Origin of the sequence: Halobaculum halobium (assembly GCF_030127145.1) — an archaeon.
GTDB classification, from domain to species: Archaea; Halobacteriota; Halobacteria; order Halobacteriales; family Haloferacaceae; genus Halobaculum; species Halobaculum halobium.
Genome location: NZ_CP126158.1, coordinates 509,407 through 532,680, shown reverse-complemented (window position 1 = coordinate 532,680; position 23,274 = coordinate 509,407). Strand labels below are relative to the sequence as shown.

Below are 23,274 nucleotides of genomic sequence, written 5' to 3'. Positions count from 1 at the left end.
GCGAACGAGTCAGATATGAGAACATAAACGTTCGGGACGGTCTGGCGGCGCTGCAACCGTGTGCCGGTCATTTTGCGTGTCGGTCGGGTACGCGGGGACGATGTGTCGACACCGATGGCGGATTCGGGACGCTTTTGCCGGCTGCTCGACACGACAGTGACCATGGCCGGGGACGACGGGGACGGGATCGTCGACCTCCTCGGCGACGACTACGCCCGGACCATCCTCCGGGAGACGTACGGCGACACGAAGTCCGTCGAGTCGCTCTCGGAGGCCTGTGATGCCGACTCCTCGACCGTCTACCGCCGGGTCCAACGCCTTCACGACGCCGGCCTGCTCGAGGACGAACAGCAACTCGATCCGGAGGGCCACCACTACAAGACGTATCGAGCCCGTGTCAGGGCAGTCCACCTCGAACTGTCCGACGACGGCTTCGAGGTGACCGTCGACCGATCCGAGTCCGACGCCGCGGACCGGTTCACGCGGCTGTACGAGGGGTTCAAATGACGGTGGCAACTTCCCTCCCGGCCACGCTTCCGGCCCTCCAGACGACGACCGGCGGATCGCCGACGGTCGTCCTGTTGGTGTTCGCCGCGCTGTTCGTGGCCGTCGTGCTCTCGCTGTACCTCGCCCGTCGCCTCTACGACGGCTACCGGGCCAGCGGCGGACGACGCCGGCTCCTGCTCGGCGTCGGACTCGTGCTCGTGACGACTGTACCGATCCTCCTGCGCCTGCTGCTGTCGAACCTCCCCGAAACCGACCCGACGGTTCGCTCGCTCGCCGTGACGGCCAGCCAGCTCGTCGGACTCCTCGTCGTACTGGGGGTGATCTATGACCGCCGTTGACCCGGGCACGCTGTTGTTCCTGACGGCCGCGGCGACGGCCCTCGTCGGCACCATCGTCGCCGTGACGGCATACCGAGGGTATCGCCGCCACGACAGCGACATGATGCGCTATCTCGCGGTCGGCATCGCGCTCGTGGCGGTCGCGCCGTTCCCCATCACCTACGGCATCGCGCCGCTGGTCGGGTTCGACGACGCGATGACGCTGCTCGCGGTGTTGTGTGCGAACGTCGCCGGCCTGCTGGCGCTGATCTACTCGCTGGACGGCACCTGACGAGAACCGCTACTTGTATCCTTCGACGGTCCGCGGGACGAACAGCCGGCGTTCCCGTTTTACCGGGGATCGGAACACAGACTCCAGTGTCGCATGACGACGAACTACCGGGATGCGCTGGCCTCGTTCGCCGGCGCACCCCTCGATCCCCGCACGTATCGAAGCCTCCTGTACCTCGCGCTGGCGGTCCCGCTCGGGTTCGGCTACCTGATCGCGTTCTCGGTGGCCGGATCGCTGTCGCTGGGACTGAGCGTCACGATCCTCGCCCCGGTGGCGGTGCTGGGAACGCTGCTGCTCGCGGTCGCGGTCGTCTGGGCGGACGCGAAGCTGACGGCCGGCCTGCTTGGCGTCGAGGTGTCGCCGTGGTTCCCACCCCGGGATCTCGGTGTCGTGGAGTTCTGCAAGCGGCTCGCGTTCGCCCGCTCGACGTGGACCGGCCTGCTGTACCTCTGCTGGCGGATGGTGTTGGCAGTGATCGCGCTCGTCGTGTTGACGACGGGCCTGTCGCTGGCGTCGGGACTCCTGGTCGCGCCGCTCGCCTACGGCGAGTTCCTGTTGGTCGACTACCAACTCGGGGTGTACCGCGTGAACACGCTGCCGCGAGCGCTCGGCGCCGCCGGCGTCGGCGCGCTCGTCGGTCTGCTCACGCTGTACGCCGCGAACCTCCTCGGGCGCGTCGCCGCGGCGGTCACGTCGTCGCTCATCGACGGCGAGGACGCCGTCGACACCGAGGCGGGCGGAGGTTCCGGTTCGGTCGGAACCACTCGGTCTGACGCCTGATACGCTGCCACGCTCTTTTTCGACTTGTCGTCCTGGACGGTCCGTCCATCGTCCGGCACGGCCCGCCGTGGCGATCTCGACGGATGACTGCTCTCTGAGGGGACGGACCATCGCGGATGCGACACGGTCGACGGTCGAACGAATGCGATCAGCCTCGACGGCGAGCCGTCGGCGAATCGATCGAAAACGAGGGGAGAGCCGAAGTGGGGAACCGCGTTCAGTTCAGCGGGGGATCAGCTCAGCGGGGAGACCGTCGCGTCGCCGGTGCGGGTCTCGACCGCGAGGGCGGGGCCGCCGTCGCCGAGCGTTCCGGTCACCGAGTCGCCGGTTCGGGTCGCGTCCGACAGCGACACGCCGGTGACCGACACGTCGCCGGTGTTCGTGGCGACCCGCAGGTCGGCGTCGACGTCCTCGCCGACCGCGACCGCGACGTCGCCGGTTCGCGACTCGATCCGAACGTCGCCGTCGATGTCGGGAACGTCGGCGGCCACGTCGCCGGTCTGCGTCCGGGCGCCTCGGATCGCGTCCGGGCCGGCCACCGTCACGTCGCCGGTTGACGCCGCCGCCCTGACCGACCCGGCAACGTCGCGGAGCCGGACGTCGCCGGTGTCCGTCTCGGCGTCCACGTCGCCGTCGACGCCGTCGACGGAGACGTCGCCGACCGAACTCCGGACGGACGACACCGGCAGGGAACGCGGCAGCGTCACGTCGATCGACATCGACGGGCGACCGCCGAGGAACTCCGTGTCCCCGGTGAACTCCGAGCGGAGGACGAGGTCTCCCCCCGACCGCTCGACCCGGAAGGCGAGATCCGAGAGGTCGGCCGTGACGCTGCTGGCCTGTTTCGTGATCCGTACGTCGATGTCGTCGCGCTCCTCGGCGCGGAGGGTCACGTCACCCAGATCGGTTCGGGCGACGAGCCGCTCCGCGCCGTCGACGGCGATCGTTTCGTCGCGCTCGCTTCGCTTGCCGACGAACGGCGTCGCGCCGCTGCAGCCGGCGATCGATGCAAGGAGGGCCGTTGCGCCGCCCGCGAGGACGCGGCGACGCGTGAGGTGTCCGCTCACGTTCACGCGTTCGACCGCTCACCACTTCAACCGGTGACGGACGATGTCGGCTCGACAACTCGTAGAAGCATTTATGTAGGATGGTGGTCGGCTGTCGCGAGTGGCGTGCCACGAGAAGACCGGGGCCCCCATTTGAACTCCTGAAGACGTGCTCGCTTCGCTGCGCGCGTCTTCGGTGCTCAAACCGGCTCACGGGTCGGCTTCGTCGCCGCCGACTCGGTCGCGTTGCTCCCTCGCAGCGACGTGCCGAGAGAAATCCGGGTTCCCCGATTTGAACGGGGGGCAAGCCGATCTACAGTCGGCTGCTCTACCAGGCTGAGCTAAACCCGGATACATCAACAGATACCCGCCGATTCAGACTTAAGGGTTCTCATTCGCCCGCGCCGCGTCACGCCCAGCCACGGTCCCGTCGGGGGGTTTATCGCTCGCGCCACACACCCGCGGACATGGGCGACGACGACAGCCGACAGGCGACGTTCGGCGCCGACGGCGATCTCTCCGACCGCGACCCCGACGCCGACGGCACGAACGACTTCGGCGATCCAAAGGAAGCTGACGAGACCGACGGGGGCTACAACCGCTACGCGGTGTCGAGCCTGCTCCAGAAGGCGGTCCGCCGCTCCGACGAAGAGGTCGCCGCCTGGGCGGCCTGGGAACTGGCGCGCTCGGGGTTCGCGTGGAACCTCTGGGATCGCCTCCACCTGTACGTCGTCGAGGACCTCTGCGCCGGCCAAGACGTGGCGCTGCTCGTCGAGCGCTACGAGACCCTCGCGACCGAGCGGTGGGAGCCGGGCGAGTGGCGCGGGCGTCTCTGTGCAGTCCACGGCGCGCTGGCGTGTGCACGGGCGACGTCCTCGCGCGAGGCGCCCAACGCCGACGAGTTCTTCGGAAACGCCGCCGACGCCCGCGCGAAGGCCCGCGAAACGGGTGAAGAGCCGCGGGTCGATTTCCCGGTCGGCGCGTTCGAACCCGGCGGTCCGTACGACGTCGCCTTTGACAAACACACCGGCGAGGGAAGCCGCATGGGCCGCGGCGGCGAGTTCTTCAAGACCCACGGCGCCCGCGTCGGCCCGGAGGGCGAGGACGAACAGAGCGCGCGCTGGCAGCGACTGAACATGGTCCTGCGCGACGCCGAGTTCTCCGAGGAGCAGATCGACCACGCACTCGACCCGGTCGACCCGGACGCGAAGTGGGCGGAACCGTCGTTCGACGGGACCGAATGAAGCGGATCGGCTTTGACGACCCGTCCACGACGCTAGTCCGTCTCGGCGACAGGCTCGGAACCGAACACGTCGCAGTCAATCGATATCGGATCCCGCCGGGCGGGCGACTCCCGAGCGGCCTCCACGCGCACACCGATCAGGAGGAGGTGTTCGTGGTGGTGGCCGGCGCCGCGCGGTTCGAGACGCTCGACGGCGACGTTCACGTCGACACTGGCGAGGCCACTCGGTTCGCCCCCGGGGAGTATCAGCGGGGAGAAAACGCCGGCGACAGTGATCTCGTCGTCCTCGCGATCGGGGCACCCCGCGACAGCGACGACGTTCGCGTCCCGGCGACCTGCCCCGAGTGTGGATCCGTCGGCCTCCGGCTCGACACCGACGGTGATCTCACGTTCGAGTGTCCCGAATGCGGCGCCGCGCACGTCCCCACACCGTGCCCAGACTGCGAGAGCGACGGACTGGGATTCGCGACAGACGACCGAAACGAACCGGTCGTCGAGTGCGACGACTGCGGCGCACGCTTCGCCGACGCGCCGCTCGACGAGTAGGCCGGCGACGCGTCGCCCGCTACTCGACGGTTCGCTCGTGGACGCGGATCCCCTTCTCCGCGAGGTGGTTCATCTGGCGCTGGGCGAAGTCCTCCTCGCTGGTCCCGCGGGTCGCGAGAACGTACACGAGCGCCGAGCCGGTCGGTCGCATCGTCCGCCCGGCGCGCTGGGCGCCCTGGCGACGACTCCCGCCGAGTCCGGAGGCGACGATCGCGAGCCCGGCGTTCGGTAGGTCGATCCCCTCGTCTGCGATGCGCGAGACGACGAGCGTCTGGCGCTCGCCCTGTCGGAACTCCTCGAACAGCCGTTGGCGCACGTGATGTCGGGTCTCGCCAGAGACGAACGGGACGCCGAGTTCGGCCGCGAGCGCCTCGCCCTGATCGAGATAGTCGACGAACACGAGCGCTTTCGCGTCGCCGTGTTGGTCGCGGAGGCGGCGGACTTCACCCGCCTTCGCCGGGTTGCGCGCGGCCGCCATGTGGCGCGCGCGACCGTCGGCGTTCGCCCACTCGTTTTCCGCCTCGTCGTCGCGCCACGGCACGTACCGGATCTCCACCTCCGGCTCCGCCACGTAGCCCGCGTCGAAGAGCCCGTCCCAGTCGGTGCCGATCGGCGGGCCGATGAGGGTGAATATCTCCTCCTCGTCGTCGCTCTCCCGCACCGGCGTCGCCGACAGTCCGAGCCGGTGTTTGCTCTGGAGGTCGGCCGAGCGCCGGTACACCGGGCTGGGGATGTGGTGACATTCGTCGTACACGATCAGCCCCCACTCGCGCGAGTCGAACAGCGACCGATGGCGGTCCATCCCGGCGGTCTGGTAGGTGGCGATCGTGACCGGCGCGATCGTCTTTTGCCCCCCGTGGTACTCGCCGATGTCGCCGTCGTCGAGGCTGGTGTGCTCGAGTAGCTCGGCGCGCCACTGCCCGGCGAGTTCCCGAGAGGGGACGAGGATCAGCGTCTCTCCGCCGACCGCTTCCATCACCCCGAGCGCGGCGACGGTCTTGCCGGAGCCCGGGGGCGCGACGAACACGCCGGCCCGCTGGTCGGTGAAGCGGTCGACCCAGTCCCGTTGGTACGCTCGGAGGTCGGCCCGGAGTCCGACGTCCAGCGGCTCGCCCGACTCCAGGTCGCGCCGGTCGATCACGGGGTAGCCGGCCTCGTAGAGGACGCGTTTGACGTGGCCGATCTCGCGCTCGTTCACCCACGACTCGGTGTCAGAGAGATCCGCCTGTAGAGCCGACGCGTCGAGCTTCTGGCGGGCGACGTTGCCCATCAGCTCCTCTCGGTCGGCCTCGAGGATCACGTAGCCGTCCTCGTGGGTACGCAGGCGGAACTGCCGGGCGCGCTTCCACTGGCTCTCGACCCACTCCTCCAGGTGCGGCGAGCGTCGAGGGAGGACCGACCGCATCCGCGCGAGCAACTGTGAGAACTCCTCGAACGGCGCCGCCCAGATGTCCTCTTGGCGGATCTCGTAGAGATAGCCGCGGGTCCCGGGATCGGTGCCGGTGGAGTCGACCAGGTGCGCGAAGTCGGCGAGCATCGCCCGCGTGTACTGCGTCGGCTGGTCGACCACGATCTGCCGGCGGGTGGGGAACAGCACGACCCGCTCGCGCTCGGCGAGGTCGCCCCAGGAACTGGGGTAGTACACCACCGGGTCCGATTCCACGTCGACGCGTTCGACCGACCCGTCCTCGGTGAGATCGTCGAGCGCGCGTTGCGCCTCGGCCTGCGTGCGCCCGGTCTCGCGTGCGACCTGTGAGGCGGTGAGTACCGGACGCTGCGCCGCCTCGACGGCGTCGTAGAAGCGATCGATCGTGAGTCCCGGAGGGGTGGCGGAGGCCGCGCGGCCGTCGGGCTCCTCGCCTGCGGTCGCCCCGACGTCCGAAGCGCCGTCGGCGCCGTCGGCGCCGTCAGCATCGGTGGCGTCCGGACCGCCGTCGGGCGACTCATCGCCGTCGTCTGTCATCAGGCACGGTACGTCGCCGGCGCCTAAAGGAACCGCGCTCGAGGAACGGAGATTGTCTAGTGAGCCCGGATCGTGATCCGGGCTTCGAAGTCACTCAGCGTGCACCGCAGGGGAGTTCACAGAGTTCCCGCTTCGAGCGGAAGCGGGCGCCGCAGTCGACGCACTCGACGTGCCCGTCGCCCGCGGCTGTGCAGACGCGGTGCCCGCCGACGGCGAACGGGCGGGAAACGACGCGCGGGCGGATCCGGCCGGGGATCTGTCGGTCCCTGTGTTCGGACAGATCAGCCCGCAGTTGGATCGTGTTGACGTCGGCCTCGTCCCAGCGATCGGACGCTAACGCGGCGTCCCAGTCGGCGATCTCGGTCCACCCGGTGACGAGTACCGGCGAGGGCGTCTCCGTGTCGCCGACGACGACGACGAACCGGACGCCGTCACGGACGGTAGCGAACCGCCAGCCGTCGCTGGAGTTCCAGCGGAGCTGCCCCGTTCTGATCGCGTCGCTCGCGACCGGAAGGGTGACGTAGCGACCCTGCTGACGCAGGCGGTGTCGGAAGTGGTCCGTCTGCGCATACAGTCCCGGGTCGCGTTCGGGCGGGGCCGAGACGTCGTGCACCCGTTCGGGTGTGTCGGGCGAACGAGTGCGTGCCCGGGTGTTCGTGGACGAGCCGCCGCGACCGGTGTGCGCCGACGCCGCGGGGGCGTCAGCGGCGCCCTGTCGGGAAGCCACTGTGCCCGACAATGAGCAGTCCGAGTATATACTTATTTCCCCGACAACACGGGGTTCGGCTGTCGGTCGGCGCACACTCCGGGGGGTAGGCGATGGATACCACCCCGGCTACCCGAAGACGGGTGCGGGGAAGCGACGGTGGTTATCCGAGGAGGCCGAGCGCCTCGATACGGTCGACGATCTCCTCGACTGCGCCCTCCGCGTCGTCCGTGCGCTTGCCGCCGGTGATGACGATCTTCCCCGAACCGAACAGGAGGATCACCACGTCCGGTTCGTCCATCCGATAGACGAGACCGGGGAACTGCTCGGGCTCGTACTCGACGTCCTCCAGCCCCAGGCCGATCGCGAGGGCGTTGAGGTTGAGCTGGTGGCCCAGGTCGGCCGACGAGACGATGTTTTGAACGGTGATGTCCGGGTCGTCCTCCACGGGAATCTTCAGCCCGCGGAGCTTCTCGAAGATGATCCCGAGCGCTTCGTGCACGTCGTCGATACTCTTGGCGCCCGTACAGACGATCTTCCCCGAGCGGAAGATGAGGGCCGCCGCCTTCGGCTCCTGCGTCCGGTACACCAGGCCGGGGAAGTTGTCCGGGTTGAAGTCCGCGCCCGGGAGGTCCTCGGCCAGGGCTTCGAGATCGAGCTCCTGCCCGATCCCCGTCGATGCTACAACGTTTTGAATCTCGATGGATTCTGCCGGGTCCGTCATGCGTCGTCGTTCCTCTGCGGTCCTTTATAAACCGCGGGGTTATAAAGCCGGGTGTCTCCGCGGTCGCCGCCCCCCGGTCACTCACCGCTCGGAGGGTCGTTCGCGGACCCCTCCGCGTCCCCACGTTCAGCGGCCACCTGTCGGACCGAGAACACGCTGCATTCCGCGAGCGAGGCGGCGTACGACGGCGATACGTCGAACCGCTCGCAAGCGACGGCGGCGCCGATCACGGCCGGGCGAGCGCGCGCGCCGCCTCCCCGGTGGTCGCTGCTTCGATCGCTGCCGTCGGGCTCATCCCCGCTCCAGTCGGCGGCGCCACCGGCTTCGGTGCTCGACGGCGACGGTTGCGTCCGGGGGGCGTCGCCACCGCTCGGGCCGGTAGTCGTCGGCGCCGTCGGAGCAGTCGGGCGAGTCGGGACATCTCGGTCCGATCGCAACCGGAGCCCGATCCACGCTGTAAGCGCTGAGGAGAGCGCCATCGAGGGGGCAGTCGAGGACGGACCCGCGTCGGGCGATACCGTCGCTGAGGGGGACGATGCCGACGGAGCCGACGCCGGATCGCTCGCGTTGTCACCGCCGGGTCGACCGGACTCACCGTCGCGACCGAGCCGCGGATCCCGGAGGGGTTCGAGCGCGCCGACGAGTGCGAGCGCAGCGCGCGATTCGCCGGCCGTCAGCGCGTGTTCGATCGCCGCGTTCTGGACGGCTTCGATCGGGCGCCCGGGGTCGCGCTCGCGGCTCATCGCCCGACGGTTCGGTCGCGCTCGGCTGGCTGTGACATCACTTCCGATAGCGGGCCCAGTAAATTTATGTCTGGTGCGGATGCCGGTGATAGTACATGTCCGGTGAGGTCCTCGAGCGTTCGGCCGGCGCGATTCACGCCGACGCGGGGTCGCTCGCGAGGGCGGCCGCCACTGCCGGGGGCGTTCACGTCGCGCTCGTCGCCGACCGGTCGGTCGACGAGTGGCACCGCGCCGTCGAGGCGGCGGGGACCTCACCACCCAGTCGTTCGATCCTCGTCAGGGTCGACGAGACGGTTCGCGGCGGCGCGGTCGCCGCCTCACCGGTGTCCGGCGGTCGGCCGATCGGCGGCGGGGTCGTCGTGGGCGCGGCCGAGGCGCCCCTCTCGGATCCCGCCGAGTACCTCGAGACCGTGCTGGCCGATCTCGGCGCCGACCTCGACGCCGGCGGCACCGTGGTTGTCGACGACGTCGGCGCGCTCGTCCCGGACGACGCCGACGTCGATTCAGTCGTTTCCGAGTTCGTGGACGCGACTCGGGCGGCAGGTGTCGAGCTCCACGTGGCACTCACAGCCGGCGGCGACAGCGCGCCTGACCACGACAGCGCGACCGACGGGAGCAGGGCGATCGGCGAGAATGAGACGCACGAGGACCACGTGTACGGCGGCAGCGACGCAGTCGAACCCCCCGCCGTTGGCGACGCCCCGGCCGCCGCCTTATCGACGCTCTCGCGGCGGCTCGCCCCTGTCGATGACGACGCCGAACGGCTGCTCACCGAGCGGCTGATCGCGCACCTCCGCCGCAGTGACCCGACCAACTTCGGATACCTCCGCCACCACTGGCGGGAAGCGCGGCGGGGGCTGACAGCGGTGGAAATGACCTATCCGCAGTCGAAGCAGATCCACGCGAGCATTCCCGACCCGGAGACGACGCCCCGAACGCTTGGTGCGGCGCTGCAGGGACTCGTTACGCTCGGCACGCTCGACGTCTGGGGCGACACCGTCGCGGCGAATCGCTACGACCTCACTCGGTACGACCCCGGCCGCGTCGACGCGATCGGTTCGGCGCTCGACGCGGTATAACCGAGCCGAAGTCGATCGCCTCGGCGGTCCGTTGTGTAATCGCTCACTCACTTCCAACTCACTTCCTCACTCGTCGGGCGGAGCCAGCGAGTGTTCCACCACCTCACCGTCGGGTCGCATCGTCACGGTCCCGAGCGTCGCCGTCTCCTCTTCTGCGGTCGTCCGCGCGACCGCCTGTAGCGTCGCCCGCTGGTCGAGCGTGTCCCACGTCACCTGCTCGATCAGCCGCTGAAACTCGTCGGGGTCGCTCCAGCCGGAGTCGATCTCCGAGGGGACGTGGACGACGAACCTGAACTCCTCGCTCGTCACGTGGATGCCGACGCCGAAGGTGTCGCCCTCGGCGACGGGTGACTCGGCGTCCGCGGTGACGGTCGCGTCGTCGTCGCCGTGATCGCTCATCGTGCGTGCGGTACTCGGTGGGACCTCAAGACTCCGTCGGGTACGCCGGCAGGCGTCCGAAGCTACAAACCCGCGCGACGCCGATGCGGAGCTATGGCGATCGAAGTCGAGTGTCGGCTGTTCGGTCCCTTCCGCGAGGACGCCGGCGTCGAACGCGCCGTCCACGAGACGGACGCCGACAGTGTCGGCGACCTCCTTTGGGAACTGGAGCGAGCGTACCCGTCGCTCTCCGGCCGGCTGGTCGACGAACACGGCGAAACTGTCGCCGGATCGACGGTCGTGACGAAAGCCAAAAAGGACGTGCGCCACCTCGACGGACTACACACGCCGCTTGACGACGGCGACGTGATCCGGCTGGTTCCGTCGGTGTACGGCGGGGAGAATCGCTGACTGGGCGCGTCCGGTCAGTGACGCGCCGGGGAATCGCTGTCCCCCGATTCAGTCGTCGGCGACGACTCCGGCCCCGACCGCCGTCGTCGCGGGGGAGTCTAGGCTCTCGTCGGGGACGGTCCCGTCGGCGTTCCACCCGCGGGCGTCGTAGTACTCCGCGATCGCGGCGTCGAGGTCGGGCACCTCGTCGGCGTACGGGAGCCCGTCTGCGGCGGCGGCGATGCCGCGCCTGTTATTGAAGTGGCGTTCGCGGGCGACCACGCGGGCGCCGATCTCCAGCAAGCGCTCGTAGTCGGTCTCCAGCAGCGCCGCGAGGCGGTCGTCGGTGACGTAGTCGCCGGCGAACGCGCAGACGATCCCCGAGTCGCGGATGACGTTGCGGTTCTCCTCGTGAACGAGCCGCTCTGCCTTCCCGAGGGTCCCCTCCGGGTCGAGTTCGCCGGAGTACTCCAAGCCGAGCATCCCCGCGTACATGTGGTCGGCGCCGCGGTTCGAGACGGCGTAGCTGAGCCCCTGTCCGTGAAGCACGCGACCGTCGTGGGCGGCGAACTCCATCCCCTTCACCGTGTAATCGCCAACGCCCAGTTCCTCGTGGGCGCGGTGGACGCCCTCCGCGAGCAGGTCCCCGCGGTCGGTCTCGCGGGTCGCGATCTCCCGCAGCACCTCCCGCGCCAACTCGGCGTTCCCGAACTCGTCCCGGCTCTTGAGGTACGCGGCGACGGTGACGCCCGCGGAGATGGTGTCCATCCCGAGTTCGTCGCACAGTTCGTTCGCCTCCATCACGTCGACGATGTCACCGACGCCCTGACACGAGCCGAACGCGTAGACGGTCTCGAACTCCGGCCCCTCCGTCTCGACGCCGCGCTCCTCGTCGCGGGTCGGGAGCTTGCACGCGTACGCGCACTGCGAGCAGGCGCCCTTCTTGTACTTCTTCTCCTCGACGGCGTTCCCACCGATACCCGCCGCTGACTCGAATTCGTACTCGTCGAAGTAGCGCGTCGGGAGCGCGAAGTTGTCGTTGATGAACTCCGTCCCGCCGGTCGTTCCCTGACGTTTCATCCGGTCGTCGGAGGTCGCTGCCTCCCGGTGAACGTCCATCGCGGGCGGGTCCGACACCTCGATGTCCGGCCTCGCGCTGCCGTCGCCGGCGAAGGTGACGCACTTCACGTTCTTGCTCCCCAGCACGGCGCCGAGGCCGCCGCGACCGAACGCCCGGGAGTCGAACGTCATCACCGAGGCGAACCGGACGAGGGCTTCGCCGGCGGGGCCGATCGCGATGCAGTGTTCGGCCCCGAGGTCGTGCTCGTCGGCCACGTACTCCGACACCGCGGAGACTTCGGCGCCCGCCAACTCCGGCACCTCCTCGAAGGAGACGCCGTCGTCCCTGACGTGGACGGCCAGGGGCTCGTCGCTGGCGCCGACGAGCTCGACGACGGAGTAGCCGGTGTCCGCGAAGTTCCGCGAGAGGTACCCGCCTGCGTTCGTCGACGCGAGCCCGTCCGTCAGCGGCGACAGCCCGGTCATGTTCATCCGACCGGTGAAGCTCATCCGGCTCAGTTGGAGCGGCCCCGTCGAGAGATACGCTCGATTCTCGGCGCCGAACGGGTCAGCGTCCGCGGGGATGCGGTCGTGTGCCAGCGCCGTCGCGGCGGCACGGCCCCCGATAAACTCCGAGAGCGTCTCCGAGATGTCCGTCTCTTCGACGGCGCGCTCGGTCACGTCGACCGTCAGCAGCGGTCCCTTCGCTGTGAGCATACATGGCGATTTCGGCGCGCAGAATAAAACGGTACCTCTGCCGACGGGACGAGCCGACGCTTCAGACGGTGTCGTCCGGGTCGTGAGCGGCGGCCATCCGGTCGGCCTCCGCGGCGTAGCGATCCCGATCCGACTCGTCGGTCCGACCGAGCTCGCCTGCGGGGACGACCTGGGATACCGGCGTCTCGCGCTCGTCGGTGAAACTCGTCAGCGCGCGCTCCTTGCGGAAGTAGCGTTCGCCCGTCTCGTCGGCGTACACGAGGATGACGATGTTCAGTTCGTCGTCGCCGTACGTCCGCTCAACGAGCCACACGCGAATGGACTCGCCGTCGCCGCCCTCACCCGTGTCTGCGGTGCTCATACCGATAGTAGCACGGGCGTAAATAAAGCGCCGACGGTGATTCCCGGTGGACGCGCCCAGTCGTGCCCAGTGTCGCGGCTCGACGACGAAGCGTCACCGCGGGTCGCGCGGTCCGGAGCTCCGACGGGAGAGACCGTATTCGGGCCGGAGGAAGCGTTAGTCGTCAGTCGGTGCGACGGCCGCGTCCGAGCCCTCCTCGTCCTCGTCGTCGCCGACGGGCACGTCCCCGCGAGGGTCGGCATCGCGCCAGGTGCCGCGCTGGTACCAGAGGTACGCGATGATCGCCCCTGCCGTGTTCGAGACCGCGAAGGCGATCCAGATCCCCGTCGAGTCGAACGCCGGCAGCGGGAGCCCGAGAATGTCCGGGCGCGCGAGTCCCAGGGCGACCGGGAGCCTGATGACGCCGAGCATCAGGATCGAAATGGCGGCGGCGGTCATCGTCTTTCCCGCGCCTCGGAAGCTGCCGGTGTATGCTCGCATCACGCCGATGAAGCCGAACGTCGGGGCGACCCAGCGCAGGAAGTCCGCGGTCACCGTGATAACGGCGGGGTCGTCGGTGAACACCGCGGCGATGGGACGGGCGGTGAGGATCACCACGACCCCCAGCGCGCCGAGTATGGCGAGCATGGTCTTGGCGGCGATGCCGGCGGCGGCCGCGGCTCGGTCGGGCTTTTCGGCGCCGATGTTCTGTCCGGTCATCGTCTCCACGCCGCGAGCGACGGCGATCGCCGGGAGGAAGATCACCGAGAACACGCGCACGCCGATTCCGTACCCGGCGACGACGGTCGTCGGAAACAGGCCGACGATGACGAGCATCAGGTTCACCGACAGCGAGCGGCCGGTCCCCTCGATCGATGCGGGGACGCCGATCCGGAGGATCTTCTTCGCGTACGAGAGGTTCGGCACCATGTCGCGGGGGACGATCTGCACGCCGCGAGTGCCGCGTAGCATGATCGCCATGCCGACGACGAACGCCAGCGCCCGCGAGAAGATCGTCGCGTACGCGGCGCCGGCGACGCCGAGCTCGGGGAAGACCCACCACCCGAAGATGAGGAACGGGTCGATGACGATGTTCACGACGACCGTGAGCAGCATCACCAGCATCGGCGTGATCGTGTCGCCGTACCCGCGCATGAGCGCGGTGAACACGAAGAAGCCGAACATGAACACCAGCCCCGAGGAGATGACCCGCATGTAGTCCGTCGCGAGCGGGAGCACCTCCGGAGACGCGCCGAGCAGGCCGAGGAGGTCCCCGACGACCAAGTAGCCGATGCCGCCGAGGACCAGCGACACGATGATCGCGAACGAGACAGTCTGTGAGGCGGCGTACTTCGCTTCCTCCTCCTCGTCCGCGCCGACGTGTTGTGCCACGAGCACCGAGCCCGCGACGGTGACCCCCATCCCGAGCGAGAACAGGAGGAACACCATCGGGAACGCGAACGAGATGGCCGCCAGCGCCTCGGTGCTGTAGCGACCGAGCCAGAGCGTGTCCGCGAGATTGTACGCCGTCTGCAGCAGGTTGGTGACGACGATCGGTAGCGAGAGGTAAAACAGCGGCTTCCCGATGCTTCCGTCGGTGAGGTCGAACTCGTCTCGCCCCTTGAACACCGTCGAGAGGCGTTCTCGGGGAGTCATTCGGACCCCGCCGCGTCGCTCGGGGCGCTCTCAACGGCGGTCTCAACGTCGGCCGAGACGTTCGCGTCCTCGACCAGCATGTCGAGGAGGTCGTCGACGAGGTGCTCGCGCATCGCCACCACGTCGGCGCCGACGGCGGCCGCTCGGGTCCACGTCCCGTGGATGTACGTGAGGACGTGCTCTGCGACCTCCTCCGAGTCGGTGTCCTCCGGGTACTGGCCGTCCTCGATCGCCGCGCGAACGAGGTCGGCGATTTCGGTTCGGAGGTCGGTGTCGAACCGCCGCAGCACCGTACGGTAGCCGTCGCGGTACGGCGCCTGCGCTTTGATCTCCATGAACGCCGTGTTGAACTGCTGGTCGGACTCGTCGTCCACGGGGTCGAGCACGCGACGAACGAGTGCGACCAACTGCGTCACCGGAGGGGCGTCTGGGTGGTCCGCGATCTTCTCGGTGAATCCCTCGTGGAGGTACGCGAGGAACTCGCGAAAGAGGTCGTCCTTCCCGTCGAAGTGGTAGTGGAGGGCCGCTTTGCTCTTGTCGGTCTCGTCGGCGATGTCCTGCATGGTGAGGTCGGCGTACCCGTGGGTGCACAGCGCGCGGTACGTCGCCTCCATGAACGCCGTCTGGGTGTCGTGCTCCTGGCTCATCGTGTGGAACGGGGTGAGGCCTCGTGGCCGCGTCTGTGCTAACTAACTGGCCAGTCAGTCAAAAGCGGTTCGGCTTCGGATCGACACCGTCGATCCGGGTGCGAGAGCCGCCCCCACGGTCGTGTCGGCGGACGCCGCCCCGCCGCCTATAACTCCGTCCGCGTCGCTGTGAACGTATGGCCGAGTACTCGTTCCTGTTCGTGTCCGCTGACGCCGCGCTGATCACCGATCTCGCCTGGCAGGTCCACCGGGAGGGACACGACGTGAAGTACTACATCGAGGCCGAACAGGACAGGGAGGTCGGCGACGGCTTCGTCCCGAAGACCGACGACTGGGAAGCAGAAGTCGAGTGGGCCGACGTCATCATCTTCGACGACATCTGGGTCGGCCCGGATGTCGGAACCGGCGCGCTCGCGCAGGAACTCCGTGAGAAAGGGAAAGCTGTCGTCGGCGGGACACCAAACACCGATCATCTCGAAGAGGATCGCGGCTACGCGATGGAGGTGCTCGAAGATCACGGTGTGAATACCGTCGAACACCACATCTTCGATAATTTCGACGCAGGGATACAGCACGTTCAAGAGAATCCTGCCCCGTATGTGATCAAACCGCTCGGCGAAGTGCAGAACGTCAAGCGCCTACTGTACGTTGGGAACGAGGACGACGGGAGTGACGTCGTAGACGTGTTGCAGGCGTACAAGAAGGCGTGGGGGCACCGGATGAAGGGCTTCCAGCTGCAACGCAAAGTGGAGGGTGTTGAAGTCGCTATCTGCGGGTTCTTCAACGGGAACGAGTTCATTGACCAAGTCAATTTTAATTTTGAGCATAAGAAATTATTCCCAGGAAACATCGGTCCCTCCACCGGCGAGATGGGGACCGCAATGTTCTGGGCTGGCCAGAACAAACTCTTCAAGGAAACCTTCGGGAAAATCGAAGACTGGCTCGCCAACGAGGGGTACGTCGGGAGCATCGACATCAACTGTATCATCAATCAACACGGGATTTACCCGTTGGAGTTCACGCCGCGGTTCGGGTACCCGACGATCGCGCTGCAGGAAGAGTCGATCGAGTCGTCTACCGGACAATTCTTCTATGATCTCGCGCACGGCACCAAGCCAGACGTAGACGTTCACAACGGGTACCAAATCGCTGTGCGAGTCGTCCTGCCACCGTTCCCGTTCGACGACGAGCAGACGTACGACGAGAACTCCCGGAACGCGGCCGTGGTGTTCGAAACGGAGAGCCGCGACGGTATTCATCTTGAAGATGCCAAGAACGTAGACGGGCAGTGGCGCGTCGCCGGTGATAACGGGATGCCCATCGTCGTGACTGGCAAGGGTGAGACGATGCACGCAGCACGGAACCAAGCATACGACCGGATCGACGACATCGTCATGCCGAACATGTACTACCGCGACGACATCGGCGAGCGGTGGGTCAACGGTGACGGCGACCGGCTCCAGGCGTGGGGGTATCTCGGCCCCGCGTGAGGGTACCTCCGACCGACACGGGCCGCGCGGCGGGCGTTCCGCCGCCGTGGCGCCTATGTCTGGGGGCGTCCAACTGGCGTCTACATGATTGAGGACTCTGACTTCCCGGGCGCGGCGGCCGCAGGGACGTTCGACCTAGACGGCGAGACGACCGTGAACCGGATGGGATTCGGTGCGATGCGTCTGTGTGGAGCGGACATCGTCGGCCCGCCGGCCGACGAGGAGAACGCCCGCGAGGTCGCGCGAAGCGCCGTTGAGTTCGGCGTCGACTTCGTCGACACGGCCGACTCCTACGGACCGGGTACCTCCGAGCGGCTGTTACGTGAGGCGGGGGTCGTCGACGACGCGGTAGTGGCGACGAAGGCCGGACTCCTCCGGGAGGCGGGCGGCGACTGGCTCCCGCACGGCGACCCCGATTACATCCGAAACCAGGTGCTCGTCAGCAAGGACCGCCTCGGCGTCGACACCCTCGACCTGTACCAGTTCCACCGCCCGGACCCGGAGACGCCGTTCGCCGACAGCGTGGCCGCGTTCGCGGAGCTGAAAGACGAGGGTCACGTCGAGCACGTCGGACTCTCGAACGTCTCCGTCGAGCAGTTGGACGAGGCGCGCGAGCAGGTTGACATCGCGACCGTCCAGAACCAGTACAACGTCGCCAACCGAGAGGACGAGGCCGTCTTGCGTGCGTGTGAGGACGCCGGTATCGGCTTCATCCCGTGGTTCCCGCTCGGCGCCGGCGACCTCGGCGCCGTCGGCGAGACGCTCGACGCGGTCGCCGCCGCTCACGACGCGACCCGGCGACAGGTAGCGCTCGCGTGGTTACTCGCCCACTCGGACGTCACGATCCCGATCCCCGGCACTGCGAGCGTCGAGCACCTGCGCGAGAACGTGGCCGCCGCGTCGCTGTCGCTCTCGGATGCGGAGGTCGCCCGACTCGTCGACGCCGGGGAGTGACAGGACCGGTCGGTCTGGGGGCTACCCTATACGGGTCGACGGGGTCCGGCTACGCGGTGCGCCACGACCGCAGATCGATGATAATGATGGCGGTCACGGCCGCGAGCGCCACGACCGCACCGGCGGTCAGCGCCATGTTCGGCGCGAACACGAGCCCGTAGATGAGCATCAGCAGGGCGGTCGCGGCGACGACCATCACGACTAGGTAGCGGATCAACCAGTCCTCAGCCTCGCGCTCACTCATTGTTGTCGAAGGTTGCTCCGCGATCCGGTAAAAGCGCGTCGGCATTCGCCGCCCGATCCATTCTCACGCAGACAGCCCAGGGGACGGTCACGTCGCCGGGCCGAGACGACAGTCACGTCAGTCGACCTCCGATCACGCAACACTGGCGTACACCGGCCACGCGGCCCACGCCGCGAAGGCACACGCCAGCAGCAGCGCTACGGCGTCGTCGCGACCGAGCGTCGACGCCGGCGGCGTCGGGTTCCAGGAGAGGCACCGGGCGCGGAGCGCGTCGGCCAGCCGGTCGGTGCGCGACAAGGCGCGGTTCAGCCCCGCGGTCGCAACGATCTGCACTCGCTGGTGCAGCGGCCGTTCGCCGCCGAGGCGCGCGGCCGTCGCCTCCCGCGTCCGGGCGAGATCGGCCTGGAGAACGGGGAGAAAGCGGAACACGAGCCCGACACCGAGCCCGAGTAACCGGCCCGCCTTTCCGGGAACGAGCGTCGCGACAGCGGCCTCGGACTCCCGAACGGGCGTCGTCCGGACGTACGCCGCCACCAGCGCCAGCAGCAGCAGGGTCCGGTAGGCAGCCAGAGCGGGGCCAACCGCCGCGGCGGGATCGATCCATGGCGCCGAGAGTCGAAGCGACTCGATCACGGGCGCAGCCGCGAGAAACGGAAGCACACCGCGGTACTCCGCGACCACGACGGCCGGCGACGTCGACGCCAGCGCGAGCAGTCCGAGCGCGATCGCAGTCAGCGCCGCCAGCCCGACCGGGTCGGTGTGGCCGAACGCCGCGGCCGCGAACGTCGCCTGCAGGAGGAGTTTGCTGCGGGCATCGAGTCGGTGACCGACCGAGTCGCCCGGCTCGTACGTCAGCATCGCTCGGGGCGCCTGATCGGAAGGTCGTCAAGCGCATCCGCGGCTGAGGCTGGCGGTGCGTCCAGCGCGACCTCGCCGTCGGCGAGGACCACGAGCCGGTCGGCGTGGTCGAGCACGTCGCGCAGGTCGTGCGTCACGAGGACGATCCCGGTTCCGCCTTCTTGCAGGTCGAGCAGATGCGCGAGAACCGACTCGCGGGCCGGCTCATCGAGTCCGGCGAACGGCTCGTCGAGCACGAGGTGGTCGGGATCCATCGCGAGCGCCCCGGCGATGGCGACCCGCTCCTGTTCTCCCCCGGAGAGCCGGTCGATGCGCTCGTCGCCGCGGCCGGCCAGGTTCACGGCCGCGAGCGCGCGGGCGACTCGGCGGTCGATCTCCTCGCGGGAGAGGCCGAGGTTCTCCGGACCGAACGCCACGTCGCGGGCGACCGTCGCGGCGACGAAGCAGTCGCGCGGCTCTTGGAACACCATCCCGACGCGCGTTCGCGCGGCGACGAGGTCGTCGCCGACGGGAGTACCGTCGACGACCACCGTTCCCTCGTCGGGCGAGAGGAGGCCGTTGAAATGGCGGACGAGCGTGGACTTCCCGGACCCGTTGGCACCCGCGAGCACGAGGAACTCCCCGTCGGGGATCCGAAGAGACACGTCGCGCAGGGCGGTCGCGGCGCCGTCGCCGTCCCCATCGCTGCCGGAAACGCCGTTGCCGTCGCTGCCGTCGCTGCCGCCGTAGCGGTGCGTGAGGCAGCTAACCTCGATCACGGATCGGAGCTACCGCGCGATGACGGCGTCGCTGCGAACGATCGCCACCGTCGCTGCCGCCTTGATTGCCTCCGCGGGAACGAAGGGAACCGCCGCGGCCAGCACCGCGGTCGAGAGCCCCACGTCGCCGACGACGGCGTACCCGACGGTGCCGAACGCGTAGATAACGACTGTCCCCACCGTCATCGCACCCACAAGGCGGCCGAGGCCGACTGACCCCGGGTCGGCCAGGTCGCCCGCCCCGTGGACGCCGAGGCCGACGAGGCTCGCAGCGAACGGGTACGACCACAGGTAGCCGCCCCACTGTCCGAACAGCGATCCGAGCCCGGCCGAACCGTACGCGAACACCGGCGCGCCAACGGCGCCGGCGGCGACGTAGAGGACCATCGACGCGGCGCCCCAGACGGGCCCCAGAAACACCCCGGCGAGGAACACGCCCAACACCTGCAGGGTGAAGGGCACCGAGGTCACCGGGAGCTGAAACGACACGTACGCGAACACGCCCGTCAACGCCGCGAACAACGCGGCGCGCGCCACGTTGGCGGCGATTTCTTCGCCGACGAGGTCGACGTCCTCCGTTGCAGTACTCATGTGGCCGCTCGTAAACCGAGTTATCCGTTAGACTTTACGGAATGCGTCGGTCGCTGAGTACGGATGGCGGCCGCGCAGCCGGGGGGACGGCTTGCGGCCGCGCAGCAGGGGGTCGAAGGTGCTGGCCGCGCAACAGGAGGTGAAGGCGGTGGCCGCACGCAGTGACTGACGGTCGGCCGCCACGTCGTCACTCGATCAGAATTGTCGCGTCGGAGCCACGTTTATGACCGCGGCCCGTCGAATCCCGAACATGTCGGACGACGCTCCCCTCGGTGACGCCCCCGACCCCGATTCGAAGTCAGGCGTCACTGGCGAGGAGGAGCCAGTCGCAGTCGGTCGAGAGAACCGACAGCCGCCGGAGGACTCGTTCGCGGTCGTCGGGAACGAGACGCGGCTGTCGATCCTTCGCGTGCTCCACGAACGCGCCTCGATCGGCGACCGCAGCGAGTACAGCGTCCCGTTCACCGAACTGCGAGAGGCCGTCGGCGAACCGGACAGCGGGAAGTTCAGCTATCACCTCAACCAACTACTCGGGGAGTTCGTCGAGAAGCGGCCCGAGGGGTACGCCATTCGCTACCCCGGCAAGGAACTCGTGCGGACGGTGGAAAGCGGCGCCGTTGAGGCAGCGAGCCCCGCGGTGTCCGAGCCAACGGACGCTTCCTGTTACCTGTGCGGTGCGCCGATCGCGGTGGCGTACACGAACGGCTACGTCTCCGCACAGTGCACGTCGTGTTCGGGCGCACTCGGCTTCGACTACATGCCCGAGGGGGCGCTGAGTTCGATTCCCGCCCCGCCAGCCGCCGTCGGAACCGACGTCGACGCGGCGCCGGAGGAGCTTCTGAACCGGCTCCACGGGCGTTTCTGTCACCGCGCTCGAATGTTCGGCGACGGCGGGTGTCCGCGCTGCGGGGGGCGCGTAGATGCGACCCTCCGTGCGTGTTCGTCCCACGACGACAGCGACGGTCACTGCGACGAGTGCGGAACGGCGCTGCCCGCGACCGTCCACGTGAGCTGCGAGGTGTGCTCCGAGGGCGGGATCGTCCCCCCAGCCGCCATGGTCAGCCACCGGACGCCGTTCCGCGAGGCCCTCGCGGCCGCCGGCGTCGACCGGTTGGGGTACGACGCGTTTGCCGTCACGGCAGGATGGCCACTGCACGTCGTCGACGGCGACGAGCCCGTCGTCGAGTACGACCTTCCCTCGGGACCGGTTCGGATCCTCGTCGACGGCGACACCACGATCCGGCCGGTGGAGTAAGCGCATTCGACCGTCGCGACGATTCCGACTCGACGCCGTCTGCGGTCAGTAGCGCGCGGCGAGCAGCTCGAACCTGTCGAGGTCGTGACCGTATAGGACGTCCGCGTCGGTCCGCCGCTCCAGTTCTCTGAGCGTCTCGAGGCTCTCACGCCAGTCCCGTTCGCTCCACAGCAGCCCCGGCCCGAGCGGCGCGCCCTCCGCGTAGTTGGCGTCGACGTAACACTCGTCGCCGGCGACGAGGAGGGTCCCCTGGGGCGTCTCGATCTGTGCCCCGAGCAGGCCGGGGGTGTGACCGGGGAGGTGGAGCAGTTCGAATCCGTCCCCGAGGGTGTGTCGATGGCGGTGAACCACGCGCCAGTTCAGGTCGCCGTCGAAGTCCGCGGCGAGGTACGCGATCGACCCTTCGTCGGTGTGGGCCGAGTAGAAGGCGAACGGCAGCTCGTCCCGGTGGACGTACACCGGCGTGCCGGTGCCGGCGAAGGCGTCGAGCTCGCCCGCGTGATCGAGGTGGAGGTGACTCATCACCACCGCGTCGATGTCCTCGATGTCGTACCCCGCGTCCGCGAGATCGCCGTCCAGGGAATGCTCGCCCGCGTCGTGCGCCTCGAACGCGCCGTACAGCGGATCGGGCCAGTACTCCGCGGCGTCAGTCGGCACGCCGGTGTCCCACAGGTACGTCCGACCGCCGGCCTCGATGACGGCGTTCCAGACGACGAACTCGACGCGGGTGTGCTCCGGTTCCGGTTCCGCTGCGCTGGCCATCGACGCGCCGTCGATAACGTACGCCTGATCCGCTCGGACCCGACCGCGGTCGACAAGAGTAACCTCCGGCATGGGTGCAGGATGGGTCGCCGAGGGCTTGAACGTACGTGTCGAACTGGTCCGAAACGGGACCTTCCGAGGGGCCGTCGTATCCGAACGCGCTCGTCTTCGCCGCACCGTCTGTCACCGGGGTACTGTTCTCGGATTCCGGTGACGACAGGCACATGCGTACGCCGCTCGGGGTCATCGACATGTCGACAGATTCGCCCGCGAACTCACCCGGAACCGTCCAGCTCGTTCGTCACGCGACGCTTCTGATCACACTCGACGAAACCACTCTCCTCGTGGATCCGATGCTTGGGGAGGCGGGGGCCGACCCGCCTGTGGAGAACACTCCCAACCAGCGACGGAATCCGACGGTCGATCTCCCGCCCGTCGACCTCGACCACGACGCGGTGCTCGTGACCCATCGCCACAACGACCACTTCGACGACGCCGCGCGCGACCGACTCGACACGGACGTCCCGCTGATCGGACATCCCGAGCAGATCGAGGCGTTCGAGTCAGAGGGGTTCACCGACGCTCGTCCGCTCGATGGGGAAGTCGCCGTCGGCGACCTCCGAGTGGCTCCGACCCCCGCCCGGCACGGACACGGCGACCTCGCGACGGCGATGGCGCCCGTGACCGGCGCCCTGGTACGCGGTTCTGCTCGTGATCGCTCCGTCTACCTGACCGGCGACACCGTCTGGTACGACGGGGTCGCGGAGACGCTGGCGACGGCACAGCCGAACGCGGTGGTCGTGAACGCCGGCGGCGCGCGATTTCGCGAAGGCAAACCGATCACGATGGACGCGGATGACGTGCGGCGGGTGCGGGAGGCCACCCCCGACGACAGCACGGTCGCGGCCGCGCACATGGACGCGATCAACCACTGCCTCGTGACGAGAGACGACCTTCGCGACGCGGTCGACGGCGTCGCGATCCCTGCCGACGGCGAGGTGATCCCCGTCGAGTGACGAGTTTCTCTTCTCGCAATCGCTCGCAATCTGCGTCGAAGAAGGCGATTTCCGCGCGGGAGTCACTCCACGCAGTTGTGACCATCCAGCGCGGGTCATCTCGGTGAGAAGCATTCGAAACCCGGTGTGGGATCGTCGTGGAGGCGCCGTCGACGCGCCACGTCGGTCTGGACGACCTCGCGTCGAGTTCCCTGTCTGTGAAGCACTTGCAAA

27 protein-coding genes and 1 tRNA gene are annotated in these 23,274 nt (G+C 68.5%); 12 read left to right on the top strand and 16 right to left on the bottom strand.

Annotated features, from left to right (window positions below):
• Nucleotides 1-162: 162 nt before the first annotated feature.
• From P0Y41_RS02875 to P0Y41_RS02860, 4 genes are all read left to right on the top strand, one after another.
• Complete coding sequence (locus P0Y41_RS02875) at nt 163-507, top strand: helix-turn-helix domain-containing protein (protein ID WP_284062491.1); 345 nt, start codon at nt 163-165, stop codon at nt 505-507.
• The gene (locus P0Y41_RS02870; protein WP_284062490.1) at nt 504-845 is read left to right on the top strand and encodes a hypothetical protein; all 342 of its coding nucleotides are present in this window, start codon (nt 504-506) and stop codon (nt 843-845) included. The genes P0Y41_RS02875 and P0Y41_RS02870 overlap by 4 nt, the downstream gene beginning before the upstream one ends.
• Nucleotides 832-1,116 (top strand): DUF7521 family protein, encoded by a 285-nt coding sequence (locus P0Y41_RS02865; RefSeq protein ID WP_284062489.1) that lies wholly within the window; start codon nt 832-834, stop codon nt 1,114-1,116. Before P0Y41_RS02870 ends, P0Y41_RS02865 begins: the two co-directional genes overlap by 14 nt.
• Nucleotides 1,117-1,209: 93 nt before the next feature.
• On the top strand, nt 1,210-1,896 hold the full coding sequence (locus P0Y41_RS02860) for a sensor domain-containing protein (RefSeq protein ID WP_284062488.1): 687 nt from the start codon (nt 1,210-1,212) through the stop codon (nt 1,894-1,896).
• 233 nt (nt 1,897-2,129) lie between these two features.
• Here P0Y41_RS02860 and P0Y41_RS02855 read toward each other — a convergent pair whose 3' ends face one another.
• Nucleotides 2,130-2,963: a DUF4097 family beta strand repeat-containing protein gene (locus P0Y41_RS02855; RefSeq protein ID WP_284062487.1), complete on the bottom strand. Its 834-nt coding sequence runs from the start codon at nt 2,961-2,963 to the stop codon at nt 2,130-2,132.
• 256 nt (nt 2,964-3,219) lie between these two features.
• Nucleotides 3,220-3,293: transfer RNA gene (locus tag P0Y41_RS02850), tRNA-Tyr, on the bottom strand.
• A gap of 116 nt (nt 3,294-3,409) precedes the next feature.
• Here P0Y41_RS02850 and P0Y41_RS02845 point away from each other — a divergent pair.
• Together P0Y41_RS02845 and P0Y41_RS02840 are read left to right on the top strand one after the other, a co-directional pair.
• The gene (locus tag P0Y41_RS02845) at nt 3,410-4,186 is read left to right on the top strand and encodes a hypothetical protein (protein ID WP_284062486.1); all 777 of its coding nucleotides are present in this window, start codon (nt 3,410-3,412) and stop codon (nt 4,184-4,186) included.
• Complete coding sequence (locus P0Y41_RS02840; RefSeq protein ID WP_284062485.1) at nt 4,183-4,731, top strand: cupin domain-containing protein; 549 nt, start codon at nt 4,183-4,185, stop codon at nt 4,729-4,731. The genes P0Y41_RS02845 and P0Y41_RS02840 overlap by 4 nt, the downstream gene beginning before the upstream one ends.
• A gap of 19 nt (nt 4,732-4,750) precedes the next feature.
• Here the strand turns inward: P0Y41_RS02840 and P0Y41_RS02835 are convergent, their stop codons facing one another.
• The 4 genes from P0Y41_RS02835 to P0Y41_RS02820 all read right to left on the bottom strand — a co-directional run bounded on the left by P0Y41_RS02835 (nt 4,751) and on the right by P0Y41_RS02820 (nt 8,867).
• Nucleotides 4,751-6,697 (bottom strand): DEAD/DEAH box helicase family protein, encoded by a 1,947-nt coding sequence (locus tag P0Y41_RS02835; RefSeq protein ID WP_390215417.1) that lies wholly within the window; start codon nt 6,695-6,697, stop codon nt 4,751-4,753.
• A 91-nt stretch (nt 6,698-6,788) separates the two neighbouring features.
• A complete protein-coding gene (locus P0Y41_RS02830; RefSeq protein WP_284062483.1) occupies nt 6,789-7,421 on the bottom strand; it encodes a hypothetical protein in 633 nt (210 codons plus the stop codon).
• A gap of 142 nt (nt 7,422-7,563) precedes the next feature.
• Nucleotides 7,564-8,124 carry a TATA-box-binding protein gene (locus tag P0Y41_RS02825; RefSeq protein WP_284062482.1) on the bottom strand — a complete coding sequence of 187 codons (561 nt, stop codon included), beginning with the start codon at nt 8,122-8,124 and terminating at the stop codon, nt 7,564-7,566.
• Nucleotides 8,125-8,201: 77 nt separating this feature from the next.
• On the bottom strand, nt 8,202-8,867 hold the full coding sequence (locus tag P0Y41_RS02820) for a hypothetical protein (protein WP_284062481.1): 666 nt from the start codon (nt 8,865-8,867) through the stop codon (nt 8,202-8,204).
• 95 nt (nt 8,868-8,962) lie between these two features.
• Between P0Y41_RS02820 and P0Y41_RS02815 the strand changes: the two genes are divergently transcribed.
• Entirely contained in the window at nt 8,963-9,946 is a 984-nt protein-coding gene (locus tag P0Y41_RS02815) for a hypothetical protein (RefSeq protein WP_284062480.1), read from the top strand.
• Nucleotides 9,947-10,012: 66 nt separating this feature from the next.
• Here the strand turns inward: P0Y41_RS02815 and P0Y41_RS02810 are convergent, their stop codons facing one another.
• Nucleotides 10,013-10,345, bottom strand: coding sequence for a DUF8124 family protein (locus P0Y41_RS02810; RefSeq protein WP_284062479.1), 333 nt, complete (start codon nt 10,343-10,345; stop codon nt 10,013-10,015).
• A 99-nt stretch (nt 10,346-10,444) separates the two neighbouring features.
• Here P0Y41_RS02810 and P0Y41_RS02805 point away from each other — a divergent pair, with 99 nt between their 5' ends.
• Entirely contained in the window at nt 10,445-10,735 is a 291-nt protein-coding gene (locus P0Y41_RS02805) for a MoaD/ThiS family protein (RefSeq protein WP_345783196.1), read from the top strand.
• Nucleotides 10,736-10,783: 48 nt separating this feature from the next.
• Here the strand turns inward: P0Y41_RS02805 and P0Y41_RS02800 are convergent, their stop codons facing one another.
• The 4 genes from P0Y41_RS02800 to P0Y41_RS02785 all read right to left on the bottom strand — a co-directional run bounded on the left by P0Y41_RS02800 (nt 10,784) and on the right by P0Y41_RS02785 (nt 15,133).
• Nucleotides 10,784-12,490: an aldehyde ferredoxin oxidoreductase C-terminal domain-containing protein gene (locus P0Y41_RS02800; protein ID WP_284062477.1), complete on the bottom strand. Its 1,707-nt coding sequence runs from the start codon at nt 12,488-12,490 to the stop codon at nt 10,784-10,786.
• Nucleotides 12,491-12,551: 61 nt separating this feature from the next.
• On the bottom strand, nt 12,552-12,851 hold the full coding sequence (locus P0Y41_RS02795; protein ID WP_284062476.1) for a DUF7967 family protein: 300 nt from the start codon (nt 12,849-12,851) through the stop codon (nt 12,552-12,554).
• Between the two features lie 156 nt (nt 12,852-13,007).
• Complete coding sequence (locus P0Y41_RS02790; protein WP_284062475.1) at nt 13,008-14,486, bottom strand: MATE family efflux transporter; 1,479 nt, start codon at nt 14,484-14,486, stop codon at nt 13,008-13,010.
• The gene (locus P0Y41_RS02785) at nt 14,483-15,133 is read right to left on the bottom strand and encodes a TetR/AcrR family transcriptional regulator (RefSeq protein ID WP_284062474.1); all 651 of its coding nucleotides are present in this window, start codon (nt 15,131-15,133) and stop codon (nt 14,483-14,485) included. The genes P0Y41_RS02790 and P0Y41_RS02785 overlap by 4 nt, the downstream gene beginning before the upstream one ends.
• A gap of 176 nt (nt 15,134-15,309) precedes the next feature.
• Here P0Y41_RS02785 and P0Y41_RS02780 point away from each other — a divergent pair, with 176 nt between their 5' ends.
• Together P0Y41_RS02780 and P0Y41_RS02775 are read left to right on the top strand one after the other, a co-directional pair.
• Entirely contained in the window at nt 15,310-16,623 is a 1,314-nt protein-coding gene (locus P0Y41_RS02780; protein ID WP_284062473.1) for a phosphoribosylamine--glycine ligase, read from the top strand.
• A gap of 84 nt (nt 16,624-16,707) precedes the next feature.
• Complete coding sequence (locus P0Y41_RS02775) at nt 16,708-17,577, top strand: aldo/keto reductase (RefSeq protein WP_284062472.1); 870 nt, start codon at nt 16,708-16,710, stop codon at nt 17,575-17,577.
• A 49-nt stretch (nt 17,578-17,626) separates the two neighbouring features.
• On the opposite strand, the gene P0Y41_RS02770 is transcribed toward P0Y41_RS02775, so the two are convergent.
• From P0Y41_RS02770 to P0Y41_RS02755, 4 genes are all read right to left on the bottom strand, one after another.
• Nucleotides 17,627-17,821 (bottom strand): hypothetical protein, encoded by a 195-nt coding sequence (locus P0Y41_RS02770; RefSeq protein ID WP_284062471.1) that lies wholly within the window; start codon nt 17,819-17,821, stop codon nt 17,627-17,629.
• A gap of 132 nt (nt 17,822-17,953) precedes the next feature.
• Complete coding sequence (locus P0Y41_RS02765; RefSeq protein ID WP_284062470.1) at nt 17,954-18,679, bottom strand: energy-coupling factor transporter transmembrane component T family protein; 726 nt, start codon at nt 18,677-18,679, stop codon at nt 17,954-17,956.
• A complete protein-coding gene (locus tag P0Y41_RS02760; protein ID WP_284062469.1) occupies nt 18,673-19,437 on the bottom strand; it encodes an energy-coupling factor ABC transporter ATP-binding protein in 765 nt (254 codons plus the stop codon). Before P0Y41_RS02760 ends, P0Y41_RS02765 begins: the two co-directional genes overlap by 7 nt.
• A gap of 9 nt (nt 19,438-19,446) precedes the next feature.
• Complete coding sequence (locus tag P0Y41_RS02755) at nt 19,447-20,028, bottom strand: biotin transporter BioY (RefSeq protein WP_284062468.1); 582 nt, start codon at nt 20,026-20,028, stop codon at nt 19,447-19,449.
• Nucleotides 20,029-20,278: 250 nt separating this feature from the next.
• Between P0Y41_RS02755 and P0Y41_RS02750 the strand changes: the two genes are divergently transcribed.
• Nucleotides 20,279-21,283, top strand: a complete 1,005-nt coding sequence (locus P0Y41_RS02750; RefSeq protein ID WP_284062467.1) for a winged helix-turn-helix domain-containing protein — start codon at nt 20,279-20,281, stop codon at nt 21,281-21,283.
• Between the two features lie 45 nt (nt 21,284-21,328).
• Here the strand turns inward: P0Y41_RS02750 and P0Y41_RS02745 are convergent, their stop codons facing one another.
• Nucleotides 21,329-22,117: an N-acyl homoserine lactonase family protein gene (locus P0Y41_RS02745; protein WP_284062466.1), complete on the bottom strand. Its 789-nt coding sequence runs from the start codon at nt 22,115-22,117 to the stop codon at nt 21,329-21,331.
• A 179-nt stretch (nt 22,118-22,296) separates the two neighbouring features.
• Here P0Y41_RS02745 and P0Y41_RS02740 point away from each other — a divergent pair, with 179 nt between their 5' ends.
• Nucleotides 22,297-23,061, top strand: coding sequence for an MBL fold metallo-hydrolase (locus P0Y41_RS02740; protein ID WP_284062465.1), 765 nt, complete (start codon nt 22,297-22,299; stop codon nt 23,059-23,061).
• Nucleotides 23,062-23,274: the final 213 nt, after the last annotated feature.

What these genes read in the sequence shown, in the direction of transcription:
- P0Y41_RS02875 (WP_284062491.1), top strand. Translation starts at nt 163, where the DNA reads ATGGCCGGGGACGACGGGGACGGGATCGTCGACCTCCTCGGCGACGAC.
- P0Y41_RS02870 (WP_284062490.1), top strand. Translation starts at nt 504, where the DNA reads ATGACGGTGGCAACTTCCCTCCCGGCCACGCTTCCGGCCCTCCAGACG.
- P0Y41_RS02865 (WP_284062489.1), top strand. Translation starts at nt 832, where the DNA reads ATGACCGCCGTTGACCCGGGCACGCTGTTGTTCCTGACGGCCGCGGCG.
- P0Y41_RS02860 (WP_284062488.1), top strand. Translation starts at nt 1,210, where the DNA reads ATGACGACGAACTACCGGGATGCGCTGGCCTCGTTCGCCGGCGCACCC.
- P0Y41_RS02845 (WP_284062486.1), top strand. Translation starts at nt 3,410, where the DNA reads ATGGGCGACGACGACAGCCGACAGGCGACGTTCGGCGCCGACGGCGAT.
- P0Y41_RS02840 (WP_284062485.1), top strand. Translation starts at nt 4,183, where the DNA reads ATGAAGCGGATCGGCTTTGACGACCCGTCCACGACGCTAGTCCGTCTC.
- P0Y41_RS02825 (WP_284062482.1), bottom strand. Translation starts at nt 8,124, where the DNA reads ATGACGGACCCGGCAGAATCCATCGAGATTCAAAACGTTGTAGCATCG.
- P0Y41_RS02820 (WP_284062481.1), bottom strand. Translation starts at nt 8,867, where the DNA reads ATGAGCCGCGAGCGCGACCCCGGGCGCCCGATCGAAGCCGTCCAGAAC.
- P0Y41_RS02815 (WP_284062480.1), top strand. Translation starts at nt 8,963, where the DNA reads ATGTCCGGTGAGGTCCTCGAGCGTTCGGCCGGCGCGATTCACGCCGAC.
- P0Y41_RS02810 (WP_284062479.1), bottom strand. Translation starts at nt 10,345, where the DNA reads ATGAGCGATCACGGCGACGACGACGCGACCGTCACCGCGGACGCCGAG.
- P0Y41_RS02800 (WP_284062477.1), bottom strand. Translation starts at nt 12,490, where the DNA reads ATGCTCACAGCGAAGGGACCGCTGCTGACGGTCGACGTGACCGAGCGC.
- P0Y41_RS02795 (WP_284062476.1), bottom strand. Translation starts at nt 12,851, where the DNA reads ATGAGCACCGCAGACACGGGTGAGGGCGGCGACGGCGAGTCCATTCGC.
- P0Y41_RS02790 (WP_284062475.1), bottom strand. Translation starts at nt 14,486, where the DNA reads ATGACTCCCCGAGAACGCCTCTCGACGGTGTTCAAGGGGCGAGACGAG.
- P0Y41_RS02785 (WP_284062474.1), bottom strand. Translation starts at nt 15,133, where the DNA reads ATGAGCCAGGAGCACGACACCCAGACGGCGTTCATGGAGGCGACGTAC.
- P0Y41_RS02780 (WP_284062473.1), top strand. Translation starts at nt 15,310, where the DNA reads ATGGCCGAGTACTCGTTCCTGTTCGTGTCCGCTGACGCCGCGCTGATC.
- P0Y41_RS02775 (WP_284062472.1), top strand. Translation starts at nt 16,708, where the DNA reads ATGATTGAGGACTCTGACTTCCCGGGCGCGGCGGCCGCAGGGACGTTC.
- P0Y41_RS02770 (WP_284062471.1), bottom strand. Translation starts at nt 17,821, where the DNA reads ATGAGTGAGCGCGAGGCTGAGGACTGGTTGATCCGCTACCTAGTCGTG.
- P0Y41_RS02765 (WP_284062470.1), bottom strand. Translation starts at nt 18,679, where the DNA reads ATGCTGACGTACGAGCCGGGCGACTCGGTCGGTCACCGACTCGATGCC.
- P0Y41_RS02755 (WP_284062468.1), bottom strand. Translation starts at nt 20,028, where the DNA reads ATGAGTACTGCAACGGAGGACGTCGACCTCGTCGGCGAAGAAATCGCC.
- P0Y41_RS02750 (WP_284062467.1), top strand. Translation starts at nt 20,279, where the DNA reads ATGTCGGACGACGCTCCCCTCGGTGACGCCCCCGACCCCGATTCGAAG.
- P0Y41_RS02745 (WP_284062466.1), bottom strand. Translation starts at nt 22,117, where the DNA reads ATGCCGGAGGTTACTCTTGTCGACCGCGGTCGGGTCCGAGCGGATCAG.
- P0Y41_RS02740 (WP_284062465.1), top strand. Translation starts at nt 22,297, where the DNA reads ATGTCGACAGATTCGCCCGCGAACTCACCCGGAACCGTCCAGCTCGTT.